The sequence below is a fragment of the Klebsiella sp. BIGb0132 genome, from assembly GCF_024810075.1.
In the GTDB taxonomy this organism is placed as follows: Bacteria; Pseudomonadota; Gammaproteobacteria; order Enterobacterales; family Enterobacteriaceae; genus Klebsiella; species Klebsiella terrigena.
This window is the reverse complement of the sequence record NZ_JANUDW010000016.1, coordinates 1-16,573: the sequence shown is the minus strand read 5'-3', so window position 1 is coordinate 16,573 and position 16,573 is coordinate 1. Positions and strand designations below refer to the sequence as shown.

Below are 16,573 nucleotides of genomic sequence, written 5' to 3'. Positions count from 1 at the left end.
TAAAATGAAAAACCCGCATCAAAAACTTTCATCATCACCCGTAGAGATTGCACGTAGTATTTTTGGCCATCGGGGGATCATCCTCCAGATGGCTAAACGGGATGTTATCGGAAGATACAAAGGTTCGGTGATGGGCCTGCTTTGGTCCTTCCTGAACCCGCTATTCATGCTAACCGTATATACCTTCGTGTTCTCCGTGGTGTTCAAAGCTCGCTGGTCCGCCGGTGGCGATGAGAGCAGAACGCAGTTTGCGATAATCCTGTTTGTCGGTATGATCGTGCACGGTTTCTTCAGTGAGGTCATCAATAAGGCGCCACTGATCATCCTTAGCAACACTAACTATGTTAAAAAGGTCATATTTCCGCTTGAAACCTTGCCGGTGATTTCCCTGCTGGCGGCTCTTTTCCATACCTGCATTAGCCTGTTCGTTCTGCTGGTGGCCTTTGTGCTTTTTAACGGCTATTTGCACTGGACGATTGTGTTCCTGCCGCTGGTTTTCTTCCCGCTAGTCATTTTCTGTCTTGGCTTATCGTGGATCCTCGCCTCATTGGGCGTTTTCCTGCGCGATGTCAGCCAGACTACGGTGATTATCACCACCGTCATGATGTTCTTATCTCCGGTATTTTTCCCGATTAGTGCCTTGCCTGCGAAATATCATATTTGGATTATGCTCAACCCGCTGACCTTTATTATTGAACAAGCCCGAAGCGTTCTGATTTGGGGCGGTATGCCTAATTTCCTGGGTCTTTTACTCTATTCCATGGGCGCCGCAGTTGTCGCCTGGCTGGGTTTTGTCTTCTTCCAGAAAACAAGGAAGGGATTTGCTGATGTCCTCTAATGAAATTGCTATCCAGGTCACTAATCTGAGCAAATGCTATCAGATCTACGCCAGTCCGACCGATCGTTTAAAACAGTTTTTTGTGCCAAAAATTCAGCAGGTTGCCAGAAGAGAACGCAACTGCTATTTCCGCGAGTTCTGGGCATTAGACGATGTCTCCTTCAGCATCAAGAAGGGAGAAACCGTAGGTATTATCGGCCGTAACGGGGCGGGTAAATCGACGCTTCTGCAAACGATCTGCGGAACCTTAACGCCTTCTGCAGGAGAAGTCCGGGTCAACGGGCGTATTGCTGCCCTGTTGGAGCTCGGTGCTGGCTTTAACCCCGAGTTTACCGGGCGTGAAAACGTCTATATGAACGGTTCGGTGCTGGGGTTAACGAAAGAGCAAATTGCGGCAAAATTTGCTGAGATTGAAGAATTTGCCGACATTGGCCAGTTTATCGATCAGCCCGTGAAGACCTACTCCAGCGGGATGTACGTGCGCCTGGCTTTTGCCGTTCAGGCCTGCGTAGAACCGGAGATCTTAATTGTCGACGAGGCGTTGGCGGTTGGCGACATTGGTTTCCAGTACAAGTGCTATAAGCGGATGGAAGCGCTGCGTGCGAAGGGCGTAACGATCATTATGGTGACCCATTCGACCGGCAGCATTCTTGAATACGCGGACCGCTGTCTGGTGATGGAACACGGTAAGCTGATTGGTGATACCACGGATGTGCTGGCCGCAGTTCTGGCCTATGAAAAAGGGATGATCCTTGCTAACGGGAGCGAGAAGCCAGCCGCAAACCGAGCGGCGGACCAGGGTTCAGCTGAAGAAGTTAGCGTCGAAGAGCTGAAAGCCATTCAGCTGCGCACCACCAATGAGGCCACTGGTGAGAAGCGCTTCGGCAGCGCGCGTGCAATTATTGAAGATCTGACGATTTATAAATCGGATGGCACCACTCTGGCCGAAAAGCCACTGATTAAATCAGGCGAAGAAGTGACCTTTGATTTTACCATTCTGGCTAGCGAAGAAATTAAAGATATCGCGTTAGGCATCTCCATGTCGAAAGCGCAGGGGGGCGATATCTGGGGAGACAGTAATATCGGAGCCGGTTCAGCAATTACCCTGCGACCCGGCCGCCAGCGTATCGTATATAAAGCGACGCTGCCTATTAACTCGGGCGATTATCTCATTCACTGTGGCCTGGCCAAGGTTGGCAACGGCGATCGGGAAGAACTCGATCAGCGTCGTCCGATGATGAAAGTTAAATTCTGGTCCGCAAGGGAGTTGGGTGGTGTGATTCACGCTCCGTTGAAAATTATTTCGAATGGAGAGTAATGATGCTGGCTGTATTTTTACCTCCCTATCCGTTCAGGGGGCTTAAGGCCCCTTATTTATGGATGTTTTATAAATATCTTCACTGCGCAACGGATAGCATTCTGTTTATTACCGGTGAGGATTATCTCAGCGTTACTGATGATGAAGCTCAGCGCGCACGCTGGGAATTTGATCCGGCGTCGATGGCCTCGCTTGGCTATGAACTGCCAAATGCGCAAAGCATGGCGCGTCATGAGTACCTGATGCTCGATAACGCCTTCTACGAAACGCTGCTTTCTCGTCACCATCACGATCCGATTAAATCATTTTCGGCGTTCCTGACCGAGCGGATCCCCGACCTGGAGACAGAACTGCACGCTTTGCTGGATAGCAAAAAAGACATAATTGACCAGATCGACACTTTTATCTCTATCTGCAACTGTCCTTCCCTGGAGCATGTCGCCAGGACGCTTGGGAAAGAGGTGATGCACATCGAGATTGGTCCGCTGCGAGCACCGATGTATCGCAACACTGCCTATCTGGACTTTGCCGGCGTCAATGGCGGGACCGAAGCCAGCGCTCGCTATGAAAAATGTCAGGCCGAGTTCGATATCAAGGCCTCGCTGGGCGATTTGCACAACTATTTTCTTGAGGTTTTACCGCCCGCAGAAGCGGCCACTCATTCTGCGGCCGGCGTCGTGCTTCAGGTTGAGGATGACTCCAATCTGATCGCCTACAATCACGACTTTACTAACATTTCGCTGCTTTCGTACGTTCGTCAGCGCTATGAAAAAGAGGACATCCTGGTGCGCGCGCATCCGGGTAGCCTGTTCCGCTTAAGGGACGACGTTTTTACAATCGATGACTCAGCCAATAGCCTTGCCTTCATTAATCAGTGCAACGAAGTCTTCACCATTAACTCAAGCGTCGGTCTTGAGGCAATATTAACCGGCAAGAAAACGACGGTTTTAGGTGACTGCTCTTACGCCTTTATCAATGAATTAGCCGAAGCCTCAGCCACGGTCAATGCTGCCGCGTTTTACCTGTTCTCGTATCTGGTTCCTTTCGATCTGGTTTTCAATCAGGAGTACCTCGAATTCAGATTGGGTCATCCGGAAGAGCGCGAGATTGTCGGCAAGCATATCGAATTTTACTCAGCTGATATGCCGGGTAGCCTTTCACAGGCCGCACATAGCCTGTCATCATTGATAAATGAAGCCATTTCCCAAGACAAAGCGATGAGAAAGATTTTAGAAAACTCCCTGCAGGAACATAACAAACAGCTCGACCTGTTAAAAAACCAGCTGGCTGCAGAAGCGGCCGAACGTGAGAAGCTCGCGGCTACCCTCGCGCAGCTGCAGGATGAGGAAGTCGCCGAACGTGAAAAACTCACCACCACCCTCGCACAGCTGCAGGATAAGGTTGAGGTTGCGGCGCACGCCAAAGCCGGCCTGATGTCGGCTATGGAAACCAAGCAAGAAGAGATCAACCGCATGCGTAACAGCCTGTCATGGAAGCTGACCATGCCGGTACGTATGTCGGGCCGAATTTGCCGCGGTGAATTTTCTACAATAAGGGCGATGACTCGCTATCATGCAACCTCGGGTAACGGGACGCTATCGCGCTTCCTGCTTTCCGGTGGCCTGCTGTCAAAATCGAAGTATAAAACCGCGCTGCGCCTCATTATGTCCGGTAACTGGAAAGGGGCGGCGGACGGTTTTAAACGCGTATTCAACCGCGCGGCGACGGATTCCGCGCCGGCAGCGGCGTTCCTTGATAACGGTGATGTGCGTATTCTCGCAACGCAGCACACATTATTCGTTGCTCATCTTATCGAGAAGAGTCTGCTTGAGAATGGCCTTACTGCGCAGGTCAGTACGTCATACGTTGAGGAACATGACAGCGGTCAACTGCATATCGTCGTCTGTCCACAGATGTTTAAGCAGCTGCCTAAGCACTATATCGCTTTCCAGATGGAACAATCGGTCAACTCAAGATGGTTTACCGAGGAGTATTTTGCCCGCCTGAATAACGCGGTAGCGATATTTGATTACTCGCTGAAAAATATCGAATACCTTCTGCAGCAGGGAATTCCCTATCAGAAGCTGTTCTATATGCCGATCTCCAGCTACGCGGACTATCCCGCTTATCTCACGCAGATCGGCTATGACCTGAGCGATCGCAAGGGCGATAAGGCTGCTGATGTTTTATTCTACGGCGATCCCAATTGCGAACGTCGTAAGGCGTATCTGCAGGAGCTGAAGAAGCATTTCAACGTTACCGTTGCTTCCGAAGTGTTTGGCGATCGGTTGACCAAAATGGTCAAGGACGCGCGGGTTGTTATTAATATCCATTACTATGAGGATGCGCTGCTTGAGACGACGCGTTTGTATGAAACGCTGTCATTAGGCACGCCGATCGTGAGTGAAAGCAGTGCGGATATTGAAGAACATCAGGACCTGCAGGGGGTGATTGATTTCTGCCCGGTTGGCGATATTCAGGCGATGGTAGAAAAGCTCCAGACGCTGCTGTCTGATGAGCAACACTACCGCGAGAAGCGGGCGGACATTGCGCGCTTCACCGCTGAAGATAAGAAAAATAACGTCTATCTGAAGCGTTATTTGCTGTCGATTGATAAGCTCACGTTCTCACAGTACGAAAGCAGCTACGCCTTCGATGATATCGAGGAAAGCGATATGCCGCGTCTGTGCCTGTCGCTGTCGGAAACGCCGGTGCGTAGAAAGGCCTTCTTTAAAAGTCCTTCCCACGGATTCAGCTTCTTTGACGGTATTCGCTACCGTATTGGCTGGATTGGCTGTGGGATGAGCTATAAATATATGCTTTCCAGGATGCTGGCCAGCAGGGCGAAAATGGGCATTATCTGTGAAGATGACGTTATCTTCCCGCTTGATTACGACCAGAAGCTCAATAAGATTATCGACCACCTGCAGGCCACTGAGATCAAATGGCATATTTTTGCCGGTATCATCGCCCACCTTCATGACGATACCAAAATCATTGATGTCAGGGAGATTGACGGTATTGAATACGTCTACATCGATAAAATGACCAGCATGGTGATGAATATCTACTCCCGTAGCGGGATGGAGTTGATCTCAAATTGGGATGAAACGAACATCAATGCTGAGACCAATACTATCGACCGCTACGTTGAATCGGCAGAAGATCTGGTGGTTGTGACCACGGTTCCGTTCCTGGTGGGCTATGCGGAAGAGCAGCAGTCTACGCTGTGGGGCTTTGAAAACTCGCAGTACACCTCGCTGATCAAGGCCAGTGAAGAGCTGCTGGCGAAGAAGGTCGCGGAGTTTAAGCGCAACCGCTAGCCATCGTCGACGGCCTCAGGTGCTGCATAGCAAAAGGCCGGAAGCTGAACGGGATCCTTCATAAGGATTGTTCAACTTCCGGCCTTTTTTATGCCTTAAATCCGCCGGGTTTACTGATGACGGCTTTTTAAGTTGGCGATGATGTCTTGCAGGGAGAGCTCCTGATCCTGCAGCAGCACCATCAGGTGATACATCAGGTCCGAGGCCTCGTTCTTCAGCTCAAACCGGTCATGGACCGTAGCGGCCAGCGCCGTTTCCACGCCTTCCTCGCCAACCTTCTGCGCAATGCGCTTGGTGCCGCTGGCGTACAGCTTCGCGGTATAGGAGCTCTCCGGGTCGGCGTGCTTACGCTCGGCCAGCAGCTGCTCGAGCTGATACAGGAACAGCCACTGGTGTCCCGCTTCGCCGAAGCAGCTGGACGTGCCCTTGTGGCAGGTTGGGCCAATCGGATTAACCAGTACCAGCAGGGTATCGTTGTCGCAATCCGGCGTGATGCTCACCACGTTGAGGAAGTTGCCGGAGGTTTCGCCCTTGGTCCACAGGCGCTGTTTGGTGCGCGACCAGAAGGTCACCTTTCCGCTCTCTTCGGTCTTCGCCAGCGCTTCCTGATTCATGTAGCCATGCATCAGCACTTCGCCGGAAATAGCGTGCTGTACGATGACCGGCATCATGCCGTCGGTTTTTTGCCAGTCCAGCTGTTCAGTTAACATACCCTAATCTCCACGCCCTGTGCTGCCAGGTACGCTTTCAGTTCACCAATATTAATAATCTGCTTGTGGAACACCGATGCTGCCAGCGCGCCGTCGACGTTGGCGTCGCGGAAGGCTTCAAGGAAGTGTTCCATCGTGCCGGCGCCGCCGGAGGCGATCAGCGGCACGTGGCACACGGCGCGGACTTTGCTCAGCTGCGCAAGATCGTAGCCGTTACGCACACCGTCCTGGTTCATCATGTTCAGCACGATCTCTCCGGCCCCGCGCTTCTGCACTTCCTCTACCCAGTCGAGGGTTTCCCACTGGGTCACCCGGGTGCGGGCTTCGTCGCCGGTGTACTGATTAACGTGGTACTTGCCGGTATCGGCGTCGAACCAGGTATCGATACCCACCACGATGCACTGCACGCCAAAGCGATCGGCGAGGCGGGTAATCAGCGTCGGATCGGCCAGGGCAGGGGAGTTAATCGAAATCTTGTCTGCGCCAAAAGAGAGGATCTGCGCCGCGTCTTCCAGCGACTTAATCCCACCGGCGACGCAGAACGGAATATCGATAACTTCCGCCACGCGGGAAACCCAGCTTTTATCGACCACCCGGCCGTCGCTGGAGGCGGTGATATCGTAGAAGACCAGCTCATCCGCGCCTTCGTCGGCGTAGCGCTTCGCCAGCGGGACGATATCGCCGATGATTTCATGATTACGGAACTGCACGCCTTTCACTACCTGGCCGTCGCGAACGTCGAGGCAGGGGATTATCCGTTTTGCCAGCATTGAATGGCCTCCGTTACGTTGAATTTATCTTCCAGCAGGGCACGGCCGACAATGACGCCGCGAACGCCGGTTCCGCGCAGGGCGGCGATATCGTTAAGATCGCCGATGCCGCCGGAGGACTGGAACGCGACCTGCGGATAGCGGGCGCACACCTCTTCATATAAAGAGACGTTAGAACCAGCCAGGGTGCCGTCGCGGGAGATGTCGGTGCACAGCACGTGCTGCAGGCCAACCGGCAGATAGCTTTCTACCAGCTCCTCGAGGGTTACCCCGGAGTTTTCCTGCCAGCCGCTGACCGCCACCTGCTTATTACCCTCGGCATCGATGCGCACGTCGAGCGCCAGCACCAGATGCTGCGGGCCGAAACGTTTGAACCAGCCCTTCACCGTCTCCGGCGATTTCACCGCCGTAGACCCTACCACCACGCGCGCGACGCCGGCATCGAGCAGGGCCGCGACGTCCTCTTCCGTACGTACGCCGCCGCCAACCTGTACCGGTACGTCAACGCCGGCAACCAGCGTTTTGAGCAGCGCAATCTGACGCTTTTCGGGATCTTTCGCGCCGGTCAGATCGACCAGGTGCAGCACTTCCGCGCCCTGAGCGGCGTAGGACTGCAGGCGCGGCAGCGGATCGTTACCGTAGTCGCGCTGCTGGCCGTAATCGCCCTGGTGGAGGCGGACTACCGTGCCGTCAATTAAATCTAAAGCCGGAATTATCATCACATCTCCAGGAAATTTTTCAGCAGCTGGGCGCCGGCGCTGCCCGAGCGCTCCGGGTGGAACTGCACGCCAAAAAAGTTATCTTGCTGTACCGCGGCGGTGAACGGCTCGCCGTAGTTGCACTGGGCGATGGTGTGCGGATTGACCGGCATCGCGTAGCTGTGGACGAAGTAGAAATAGGCCCCGTCCTCGATACCGCTGAACAGGCGATTCCCCGCTTTCGGGTACACGCGGTTCCAGCCCATATGCGGCAGCGGCAGCCCGTGGTCGGTCATCTTCGGCACGTCTTCGTCAATAATGCCCAGCAGATCGACGCCGTTGCTCTCTTCGCTGCGCCGGCCAAGCAGCTGCATGCCGAGGCAGATCCCGAGCACCGGCTGGGTGCAGGCCTTCACCAGCTCAATCAGCTCGCGGTCGCGCAGCTGGTCCATCGCCGCCTGGGCGGTGCCCACGCCGGGTAAAAACAGCTTGTCGGCGCGCAGCACCACATCCGGATCGCGGCTCACCGCCGGCTGATAGCCGTGGCGGAGAATTGCCGACTTCACCGAATTGAGGTTGGCGCATCCGGTATCGAGGATCACCACGTTCATTACAGCACCCCTTTTGAAGATGGCAGCGTGTCGCCCTGGACGCGGATTGCCTGACGCAGCGTGCGGCCAAAGGCCTTAAACAGGCTCTCGACGCGGTGATGATCGTTCTTCCCTTTGGTTTTCAGGTGCAGCGTCACCGCCATGGTGTAGGAGAGCGAGCGGAAGAAGTGCTCCACCATCTCCGTGCTCAGATCGCCGACGCGCTGATAGGCAAAATCGGCCTTATATTCGAGGTGCGGACGCCCTGAAATATCCAGCGCACAGCGGGCCAGGCACTCGTCCATCGGCAGCACAAAGCCAAAGCGGTTGATGCCGCGCTTATCGCCCAGCGCCAGCTTCAGCGCTTCGCCCAGCGCCAGGCCGGTATCTTCCACCGTGTGGTGATCGTCAATATAGAGGTCGCCGCCGACGTTAATTTCCAGGCGGAAGCCGCCGTGGGTGGCTATCTGATCGAGCATATGATCGAAGAAGCCGACGCCGGTGTGGATTTTGCTGCCGCCTTCGCGATCCAGCCAGACCTTCACATCGACCTGGGTCTCTTTGGTGATGCGCTCAACGTGGGCGTAGCGGTCGCGGCGGGTAAGCTGCTCGCAGATGGTCGGCCAGTCGAGGGTCTCGCGGTCGTAGCGCAGGCCGATAATGCCCATATTTTCCGCCAGCTCGATGTCGGTGGCGCGATCGCCGATGACGTAGCTGTTGGCTTTGTCCAGCACGCCTTCTTCCAGCCACGGCAGCACCAGCTGGGTTTTCGGCTTGCGGCAGTCGCAGCCTTCCGTCGGCAGGTGCGGACAAATCAGCACCTCTTCAAAGTTCACGCCCTGGGAAGCAAATACCTGCATCATCAGGTTGTGCGGGCCGTCAAACTCATCCTGCGGCAGGCTGTCGGTGCCCAGACCATCCTGATTGGTGATCATCACCAGCCGATAGCCTTCCTGCTGCAGCTTCAGCAGCGCAGGGATCACCTGCGGCTCAAAGGCCAGCTTTTCAAAGCGGTCTACCTGAAAATCAACCGGTGGCTCGGAAATCAGCGTACCGTCACGGTCAATAAAGAGAAACTTCTGGGTCATACATTCTCCGCAGTCAAAGCGTCAATCACGCGCTGGCTCTCTGCACGGGTACCGATAGTGATACGCAAACAGCCGCTTAATGAGGGTTGTTTATTCTGGTCTCGTAAGATAATGCCCTGATCCCACAAAGATTTAAATACCGCGCTGGAGGCTTTGAAGCGCACGAGCACGTAGTTGGTCTCGGAGTCGAACACGCGTTCAACGCAGGCGATGTTGCGCAACTGGCCAACCAGGTACTCGCGCTCGTCAACGATCTGCGCGACGCGGGCGCGCATGGCGGCAATACCCTGCTCGTTGAGTGCCTGGGCGGCGATATCGGCGACCGGGGTGGAGAGCGGGTAGGGGGCGATAACCTTCATCAGCAGGTTAATCACCTCGGCGTTGGCCAGCGTAAAGCCGCAGCGCAGGCCGGCGAGGGCAAAGGCCTTCGACAGCGTGCGCAGCACCACCAGGTGCGGATAGTCGCTCAGCCAGCCGGCCAGCGTCGCCTGCGGGCAGAATTCGATATAGGCCTCATCGGCCACCACGATCGCCTTGCCGCGGGTCATCTCCAGCAGGGCGCGCAAATCGTCCGGGTTAATTATCTGCCCGGTTGGGTTGTTGGGGCTGCAGACGAAGACCACCTTCACGCCGTCGAGGCTGGCGGCAATGCCCGGCAGGTCGAGCTGCCAGTCGCTCAGGCTTGGCACCGTCCGGCAGGCCACGCCGATAGTCTCGGCGCTGACGCTGTACATGCCGTAGGTTGGCGGGCAGTAGAGCACCGCGTCCTGTCCCGGCTCGCAGAAGGCGCGGATCAGCAGCTCGATACCCTCATCGGCGCCGCGGCTGACCAGCACCTGCTCGGGCTTAACCCCGGCATACTGGGCGTAGTTCTCAATCACCGCTTTTGGCTGACATTCCGGATAGCGGTTGAGGGTCTGCTGGGTCAGCTGAAACTCAACCGCAGTCGGGAATTCGTTGGCGTTCAGCCAGACGTCGCCGTTACCGCCCAGGCGACGAGCAGACTGGTATGGCGTCAGGTCACGGACGTTAGCGCGGGCTAAATCTTCGATGCTCATGCTTGCTCCTTAAGCGCTGCAACGCGCAGCGTAACGGCATTTTTGTGGGCGGTCAGGCGCTCGGCGGCGGCGAGAATTTCAATCGTTGACGCCAGGGCGGAAAAGCCTTCGCGGGACAGCTCCTGCACCGTCATGCGCTTCTGGAAATCCGCCAGGCCGAGGCTGGAACAGGTAGAGGTATAGCCGTAGGTCGGCAGCACGTGGTTGGTGCCGGAGGCATAATCGCCCGCCGACTCTGGCGACCAGTCGCCGAGGAATACCGACCCGGCGCTGGTGATGCTGTCAACCAGCTCGCGCGCCCTGCGGGTCTGAATAATCAGGTGCTCCGGGCCGTACTGGTTGGAGATCTCCACGCACTGCGCGAGGTCGCGCGCCACGATAATGCGGCTGGCTGAGAGCGCCTCGCGAGCGGTTTCCGCCCGCGGCAGCTCCGCCAGCTGGCGCTCAACGGCCTGGGCGACGCGGCGGCCCATTTCAGCGTCCGGGGTCAGCAGAATAACCTGCGAATCCGGGCCGTGCTCGGCCTGCGACAGCAGGTCTGACGCCACGAAGTCCGGCGTCGCGCCGCTGTCGGCAATCACCAGAACTTCTGACGGACCGGCGGGCATGTCGATCGCCGCGCCGTCGAGACGCTGGCTGACCTGACGCTTAGCCTCGGTAACGAAGGCGTTACCCGGGCCAAAGATTTTGTCCACTTTGGCAATCGATTCGCTGCCGAAGGCCAGCGCCGCAATCGCCTGCGCGCCGCCGACGTTAAAGACGTTACGCACGCCGCACAGCTGGGCGGCATAGAGAATTTCATCGGCAATGGGCGGCGGGGAGCACAGCACCACCTGCTGACAGCCGGCGATGTGCGCCGGCGTCGCCAGCATTAATACGGTAGAGAACAGCGGCGCCGAGCCGCCGGGAATATAGAGGCCGACGGAGGCGATAGGACGGGTGACCTGCTGGCAGCGCACGCCCGGCAGCGTCTCAACGTCCACGCCCGGAAGCTGCTGGGCGTTGTGGAAGGTTTCAATATTGCGTACCGCAACCGCCATCGCCTGCTTGAGCTCGTCGCTCAGGCGCTCGCCGGCGGCGGCGATCTCTTCGTCGCTGACCTTCAGCGCCTTGACGTCGGTCTTATCAAACTTTGCACTGTACTCGCGCAGCGCCGCGTCGCCGTTTTGTTTGACGTTATCAAGGATCTCAGCAACGGTGCGTGTGATGCTGTCGGAAGCGGAAATTGCCGGGCGCATTAATAGTTGTTGCTGTTGTTCGGCGCTACAGCTATTCCAGTCGATGATTGTGTTGAAGCTCATGATCGTTTCCCCTGTTTAATCTCTGAGACAGGCCCGGTGGGGCCTGAGCTGGCTGGATTACTCCATCATCTTCTCAATCGGCAGAACCAGGATCGAGCTGGCGCCGAGCGCTTTCAGTTTTTCCATGGTTTCCCAGAACAGGGTTTCGCTGCTGACCATGTGCATCGCGACGCGCTGCTTATCGCCCGCCAGCGGCAGGATCGTTGGGCGCTCGGCGCCTGGCAGCAGAGCCACGACTTCTTCCAGACGCTCGGTCGGCGCGTGCATCATGATGTATTTCGATTCCCGCGCCTGGATAACGCCCTGAATACGGGTCAGCAGGCGGTCAATCAGCTGCTGTTTGGCATCGGCGATTTCGCCATCGCGCTGAATCAGGCAGGCTTTGGAGCGGAACATTACTTCCACTTCGCGCAGGCCGTTGGCTTCGAGGGTTGCGCCGGTAGACACCAGGTCGCAAATCGCATCGGCGAGGCCCGCGCGCGGGGCGACTTCAACGGAGCCGTTCAGCAGGCAGGACTTAAACGAAATGCCTTTCTGATCGAGGTAGCGCTTCAGCAGGTGCGGGTAGGAGGTGGCGATACGCTTGCCGTCCAGCGCCGCCGGGCCGTCCCAGCGTTCGTCCGCCGGCGTAGCCAGCGACAGGCGACAGCCGCCGAAGTCCAGGCGACGCAGGGTGAAGTAGCGCGGGTCTTCGCCCTGAGCGCGGCGGCTCAGCAGCTCTTCTTCCAGCACGTTTTCGCCGATAATGCCCAGATCGACCACGCCGTCCATAATCAGGCCCGGGATATCGTCATCACGCACGCGCAGAATATCGATCGGCATATTTTCTGCCAGCGCAATCAGGCGCTGAGTGTGCAGATTCACTTTGATGCCGCAGCGGCTCAATAATTCGCGTGAATCTTCGCTCAGGCGGCCTGATTTTTGAATAGCTATGCGTAAACGGCTGTTGTCTAACATTCTTCTTTTCCTCTTATACCTGTCTGAATCTGTCCGAATTTAATTCAAAAAAAAGCCCCCGGAAGTAAATCTTCCGGGGGCTCTCTTTGCGTTCATGCACCTCTGGAAGATCCAAACGTCTTCCAGCACACATCGCCTGAAAGACTAGTCAGGATGATGGTGATGATGGTGGTTTTTAGATTGAACGCAGTTCATAAAATTCTCTTTGAATGACTATGCATTTGATGCCTTTAACCTAAACCAGTTCAGCGGCATAAAGCAAGGGCTTTTTACTATCATTAATTCATTTCATATTCACCGAAGAAATTGTCAGCCGCCGCCGGCTGGCGTAGCCTTAAGTCAGCACAGCGAAAGAGCCAGGAGCCAGAGTATGAAAAAGGTCGCGATTGTCGGATTAGGATGGTTGGGTATGCCCCTTGCGCTATCGTTGATGGCGCGTGGGTGGGAGGTGACCGGCAGTAAGACGACGCAGGATGGCGTGGAGGCGGCGCGGATGTGCGGAATTGACGGCTATCCGCTGCGTCTTGAACCGCAGCTGGTTTGCGACACCGAAGATCTGGATGCATTAATGAACGTCGATGCGCTGGTGATCACCTTGCCGGCTCGCCGTACCGGGCCGGGGGAGGATTTCTACCTGCAGGCGGTGCAGGAAATTGTGGATACCGCGTTAGCCCACCACGTTCCGCGGATCATTTTTACCAGCTCCACCTCGGTGTATGGCAACGCCAGCGGCACCCTGAAAGAGGGCGCCCCCCGCAATCCGCAAACCGCCAGCGGCAGGGTGCTTAAAGAGCTGGAGGACTGGCTGCATAACCTTCCGGGAACCTCGGTCGATATTTTACGCCTCGCCGGGCTGGTGGGGCCATCGCGCCATCCGGGACGTTTCTTTGCCGGTAAGTCGGCGCCGGACGGCCAGCAGGGGGTCAATCTGGTCCATCTGCAGGACGTTATCGCTGCGATTGAGCTGCTGCTGCAGGCCCCGAAGGGCGGACACATCTATAATATATGTGCGCCAAAGCATCCCGCTCGCGGCGTCTTCTATCCGCAGATGGCCCGCGAACTTGGCCTGCCGGCGCCGGTGTTTGCCGATAACCCGGACGGCGATACCGGCAAGATTATCGACGGCAACCGCATCTGCTACGAGCTGGGGTTTGAGTATCAGTACCCGGACCCGCTGGTCATGCCGATGGAGTAATCAGTCAGCGGGAAATCGCGAACCGTAAGGGGGCGGCGATGAAACCACTGCTGGATGTCCTCGTTATTCTCGATGCGCTGGAAAAAGAGGGGAGCTTTGCCGCGGCGTCGGCAAAGCTTTATAAAACGCCCTCCGCGCTGAGCTACACCATTCATAAGCTGGAAAGCGATCTTAATATTCAGCTGCTTGACCGCAGCGGACACCGCGCGCGCTTTACCCCCAGCGGCCAGCTGCTGCTGGAAAAGGGGCGTGAAGTGCTCCACACCGCGCGGGAGCTGGAAAAACAGGCGATTAAGCTGCACCAGGGCTGGGAAAACGCGCTGGTCATTGCCGTGGACGCCACCTTTCCCTTCTCTTTACTGGCGCCGCTGGTGGGCCAGTTTTATCAGCAGCACCAGCTGGCGCAGCTGCGCTTTAGCCGCGAGACCGTTAGCGACCGCTGGGAGGCGCTGGTCGAGGGGCGGGCGGATATCGTGCTCGGCGCGTTAAGCGATCCGCCCGCCCTCAGCGGCTACGGTTTCACTTCGCTCGGCGAACTGGAGCATATTTTTGTCGTCGCCCCGCAGCATCCGCTGGCGCAGCTGCCGGAACCGCTGAGCTGGCGGGTGATGAAGCGCCACCGGGCCATTATCTGCGGCGGCGGCTGGCCGTCCGCTGACGATCAGGAGAATCTGGCGGCGTTTGATTTTCCCGGCCTGCTGGCGCTGGTTTCCGCCGGTCTTGGCTGGGGCTATCTGCCGCGCTACCTGGCCCAGACCCAGCTTGACCTCGGCGAGCTGATAATGAAGGAGGTTGCCGCCCATCAGCCGCTCTACCGGGCGTGGATTGGCTGGCATGAGGACGCATCCGGCCTCGCCAGCGAATGGTGGCAGAATGCGGTTTTAGCAAATAATGCTATTCGCAGGATATACAATACTAAAATTGTATGAATATTAGGCTGTTAAATAATTTCTGCAATTTTTTGGCTCTCCTACGGCTTGTCATCCGGCCAGTAAATGTTGCAAAATACGCGGCCTGAAAAACAGAAACTAGCCGACGCTTTTTAAAGTGTCGGTTATTTTTTTGCTTTAAAGACACATCATTCAATACCAAGAGGCCGGGCTTCGTACCGGATAGATATTTACTAAAAACCGACAGTTGTTGTCGCTGAGGAATACACAGAAATGGGGCAATTTTTTGCTTACGCGATGGCTTTCGCCGTAAAAGGGGATGACCACAATGTCGCATAACGCTACTCCAAAAACCTCTCGCGTGGAATTACGTAAAACGCTTACGTTGATTCCGGTTGTCATGATGGGCCTGGCCTATATGCAGCCGATGACGCTGTTCGATACGTTTGGTATCGTCTCTGGATTGACTGACGGTCACGTTGCGACGGCCTACGCCTTCGCGCTGATCGCAATTCTTTTCACGGCGCTGAGCTACGGTAAACTGGTTCGTCGTTTTCCGTCTGCAGGCTCCGCCTACACCTACGCTCAGAAATCTATCAGCCCGGCCGTAGGCTTTATGGTTGGCTGGTCATCGCTGCTCGACTATCTGTTTATGCCGATGATCAACATCCTGCTGGCGAAGATTTACTTTGAAGCGCTGATGCCTTCCGTTCCGTCGTGGATCTTCGTGGTGGCGCTGGTCGGCTTTATGACCGTGTCCAACCTGCGCAGCATCAAGGCCGTGGCGAACTTCAATACCCTGATTGTGGTTCTGCAGATGGGCATCGTGGCGGTTATCGTCGGCCTGATTATCTACGGTATCATGCACGGTGAAGGCGCCGGTACGCTGACCAGCACCCGTCCGTTCTGGTCCGAAGGGGCTCACGTGGTGCCGATGATTACCGGTGCGACCATTCTGTGCTTCTCGTTCCTCGGCTTTGACGGGATCTCTTCTCTGTCTGAAGAGACCAAAGACGCAGAGCGCGTGATCCCGAAGGCTATCTTCCTGACCGCGCTGATTGGCGGGATGATCTTCATCGGCGCCTCTTACTTCCTGCAGCTGTACTTCCCGGATATCTCGCGCTTTAAAGATCCGGACGCGTCGCAGCCTGAAATCATGCTGTACGTAGCGGGCAAAACCTTCCAGTGGGGCGTGCTGATCTTCTCCAGCGTGACCGTTCTGGCTTCCGGTATGGCCGCACACGCGGGCGTTTCCCGTCTGATGTACGTGATGGGCCGCGATGGCGTATTCCCGACCAGCTTCTTCGGCTACGTTCACCCGAAATGGCGTACCCCGGCGTTTAACGTGCTGCTGGTGGGCGCCATTGCGCTGCTGGCGATTAAATTCGACCTGGTCACCGCGACGGCGCTGATTAACTTCGGGGCGCTGGTGGCCTTCACCTTCGTTAACCTGTCGGTCATTTCGCAGTTCTGGATCCGCGAGAAGCGTAACAAGACTCTGAAAGACCACGTTAACTACCTGGTGCTGCCAACCTGTGGCGCGCTGACCGTTGGCGCACTGTGGGTCAACCTGGAGCAGAGCTCTATGGTTCTGGGCCTGATTTGGGGCACCATCGGCCTGGTCTACCTGGCCTGCGTAACCCGTCGTTTCCGTAACCCGGTTCCGCAGTACGAAGACATTGCCTGATCGCGTATCAGAATGAAAAAAGCCGGGGGGAGACCTCCGGCTTTTTTGTTTCCGTTGACCCGTCCTGAATAGCGTTGACACATTTTACTCACACACTGAGGAAGATGTGATGAACCAATATGTTAAACGCACACAACGCGATTACCCTCT

16 protein-coding genes and 1 other annotated feature are annotated in these 16,573 nt (G+C 56.3%); of the genes, 7 read left to right on the top strand and 9 right to left on the bottom strand.

Annotated features, from left to right (window positions below):
* Positions 1 to 4 precede the first annotated feature (4 nt).
* The 3 genes from M2416_RS25375 to M2416_RS25365 are packed head-to-tail and all read left to right on the top strand — an operon-like array spanning position 5 to position 5,479.
* Entirely contained in the window at positions 5 to 838 is an 834-nt protein-coding gene (locus M2416_RS25375) for an ABC transporter permease (RefSeq protein WP_041146373.1), read from the top strand.
* Entirely contained in the window at positions 828 to 2,156 is a 1,329-nt protein-coding gene (locus tag M2416_RS25370; protein WP_076945661.1) for an ABC transporter ATP-binding protein, read from the top strand. Before M2416_RS25375 ends, M2416_RS25370 begins: the two co-directional genes overlap by 11 nt.
* Positions 2,156 to 5,479, top strand: coding sequence for a GT99 family glycosyltransferase N-terminal domain-containing protein (locus tag M2416_RS25365; RefSeq protein WP_259227448.1), 3,324 nt, complete (start codon positions 2,156 to 2,158; stop codon positions 5,477 to 5,479). The genes M2416_RS25370 and M2416_RS25365 overlap by 1 nt, the downstream gene beginning before the upstream one ends.
* Positions 5,480 to 5,589: 110 nt before the next feature.
* On the opposite strand, the gene hisIE is transcribed toward M2416_RS25365, so the two are convergent.
* From hisIE to hisL, 9 genes are all read right to left on the bottom strand, one after another.
* Entirely contained in the window at positions 5,590 to 6,189 is a 600-nt protein-coding gene (gene hisIE, locus M2416_RS25360) for a bifunctional phosphoribosyl-AMP cyclohydrolase/phosphoribosyl-ATP diphosphatase HisIE (protein ID WP_041146370.1), read from the bottom strand.
* On the bottom strand, positions 6,183 to 6,959 hold the full coding sequence (hisF, locus tag M2416_RS25355; protein WP_041146369.1) for an imidazole glycerol phosphate synthase subunit HisF: 777 nt from the start codon (positions 6,957 to 6,959) through the stop codon (positions 6,183 to 6,185). Before hisF ends, hisIE begins: the two co-directional genes overlap by 7 nt.
* Complete coding sequence (hisA, locus tag M2416_RS25350) at positions 6,941 to 7,678, bottom strand: 1-(5-phosphoribosyl)-5-[(5-phosphoribosylamino)methylideneamino]imidazole-4-carboxamide isomerase (protein WP_076945658.1); 738 nt, start codon at positions 7,676 to 7,678, stop codon at positions 6,941 to 6,943. Before hisA ends, hisF begins: the two co-directional genes overlap by 19 nt.
* The gene (hisH, locus tag M2416_RS25345; protein WP_076945657.1) at positions 7,678 to 8,268 is read right to left on the bottom strand and encodes an imidazole glycerol phosphate synthase subunit HisH; all 591 of its coding nucleotides are present in this window, start codon (positions 8,266 to 8,268) and stop codon (positions 7,678 to 7,680) included. Before hisH ends, hisA begins: the two co-directional genes overlap by 1 nt.
* The gene (gene hisB / locus M2416_RS25340; RefSeq protein ID WP_118842210.1) at positions 8,268 to 9,335 is read right to left on the bottom strand and encodes a bifunctional histidinol-phosphatase/imidazoleglycerol-phosphate dehydratase HisB; all 1,068 of its coding nucleotides are present in this window, start codon (positions 9,333 to 9,335) and stop codon (positions 8,268 to 8,270) included. Before hisB ends, hisH begins: the two co-directional genes overlap by 1 nt.
* A complete protein-coding gene (gene hisC / locus M2416_RS25335; RefSeq protein ID WP_259227446.1) occupies positions 9,332 to 10,393 on the bottom strand; it encodes a histidinol-phosphate transaminase in 1,062 nt (353 codons plus the stop codon). Before hisC ends, hisB begins: the two co-directional genes overlap by 4 nt.
* Entirely contained in the window at positions 10,390 to 11,694 is a 1,305-nt protein-coding gene (gene hisD / locus M2416_RS25330) for a histidinol dehydrogenase (protein WP_259227445.1), read from the bottom strand. The genes hisC and hisD overlap by 4 nt, the downstream gene beginning before the upstream one ends.
* A 57-nt stretch (positions 11,695 to 11,751) precedes the next feature.
* Positions 11,752 to 12,651: an ATP phosphoribosyltransferase gene (gene hisG / locus M2416_RS25325; protein WP_076945653.1), complete on the bottom strand. Its 900-nt coding sequence runs from the start codon at positions 12,649 to 12,651 to the stop codon at positions 11,752 to 11,754.
* A 46-nt stretch (positions 12,652 to 12,697) separates the two neighbouring features.
* Positions 12,698 to 12,820: a sequence feature (His leader region), on the bottom strand.
* Positions 12,796 to 12,846, bottom strand: a complete 51-nt coding sequence (gene hisL, locus M2416_RS25320) for a his operon leader peptide (protein ID WP_115193915.1) — start codon at positions 12,844 to 12,846, stop codon at positions 12,796 to 12,798. (Overlaps the previous feature by 25 nt.)
* Positions 12,847 to 13,021: 175 nt before the next feature.
* On the opposite strand from hisL, the gene M2416_RS25315 reads away from it, so the two are divergent.
* From M2416_RS25315 to M2416_RS25305, 4 genes are all read left to right on the top strand, one after another.
* Positions 13,022 to 13,846, top strand: a complete 825-nt coding sequence (locus M2416_RS25315; RefSeq protein WP_045859504.1) for an SDR family oxidoreductase — start codon at positions 13,022 to 13,024, stop codon at positions 13,844 to 13,846.
* Between the two features lie 38 nt (positions 13,847 to 13,884).
* A complete protein-coding gene (locus M2416_RS25310; protein WP_076945652.1) occupies positions 13,885 to 14,775 on the top strand; it encodes a LysR family transcriptional regulator in 891 nt (296 codons plus the stop codon).
* A 234-nt stretch (positions 14,776 to 15,009) separates the two neighbouring features.
* Complete coding sequence (yoeI, locus tag M2416_RS27020; protein ID WP_115193916.1) at positions 15,010 to 15,075, top strand: membrane protein YoeI; 66 nt, start codon at positions 15,010 to 15,012, stop codon at positions 15,073 to 15,075.
* Entirely contained in the window at positions 15,065 to 16,423 is a 1,359-nt protein-coding gene (locus M2416_RS25305; protein ID WP_041146360.1) for an APC family permease, read from the top strand. Before yoeI ends, M2416_RS25305 begins: the two co-directional genes overlap by 11 nt.
* The last annotated feature ends 150 nt before the right edge of the window (positions 16,424 to 16,573 follow it).

Excerpts from the sequence above, each read along its gene's own strand:
- M2416_RS25375 (WP_041146373.1), top strand. The coding sequence starts at position 5 with ATGAAAAACCCGCATCAAAAACTTTCATCATCACCCGTAGAGATTGCA.
- M2416_RS25370 (WP_076945661.1), top strand. The coding sequence starts at position 828 with ATGTCCTCTAATGAAATTGCTATCCAGGTCACTAATCTGAGCAAATGC.
- M2416_RS25365 (WP_259227448.1), top strand. The coding sequence starts at position 2,156 with ATGATGCTGGCTGTATTTTTACCTCCCTATCCGTTCAGGGGGCTTAAG.
- hisIE (WP_041146370.1), bottom strand. The coding sequence starts at position 6,189 with ATGTTAACTGAACAGCTGGACTGGCAAAAAACCGACGGCATGATGCCG.
- hisF (WP_041146369.1), bottom strand. The coding sequence starts at position 6,959 with ATGCTGGCAAAACGGATAATCCCCTGCCTCGACGTTCGCGACGGCCAG.
- hisA (WP_076945658.1), bottom strand. The coding sequence starts at position 7,678 with ATGATAATTCCGGCTTTAGATTTAATTGACGGCACGGTAGTCCGCCTC.
- hisH (WP_076945657.1), bottom strand. The coding sequence starts at position 8,268 with ATGAACGTGGTGATCCTCGATACCGGATGCGCCAACCTCAATTCGGTG.
- hisB (WP_118842210.1), bottom strand. The coding sequence starts at position 9,335 with ATGACCCAGAAGTTTCTCTTTATTGACCGTGACGGTACGCTGATTTCC.
- hisC (WP_259227446.1), bottom strand. The coding sequence starts at position 10,393 with ATGAGCATCGAAGATTTAGCCCGCGCTAACGTCCGTGACCTGACGCCA.
- hisD (WP_259227445.1), bottom strand. The coding sequence starts at position 11,694 with ATGAGCTTCAACACAATCATCGACTGGAATAGCTGTAGCGCCGAACAA.
- hisG (WP_076945653.1), bottom strand. The coding sequence starts at position 12,651 with ATGTTAGACAACAGCCGTTTACGCATAGCTATTCAAAAATCAGGCCGC.
- M2416_RS25315 (WP_045859504.1), top strand. The coding sequence starts at position 13,022 with ATGAAAAAGGTCGCGATTGTCGGATTAGGATGGTTGGGTATGCCCCTT.
- M2416_RS25310 (WP_076945652.1), top strand. The coding sequence starts at position 13,885 with ATGAAACCACTGCTGGATGTCCTCGTTATTCTCGATGCGCTGGAAAAA.
- M2416_RS25305 (WP_041146360.1), top strand. The coding sequence starts at position 15,065 with ATGTCGCATAACGCTACTCCAAAAACCTCTCGCGTGGAATTACGTAAA.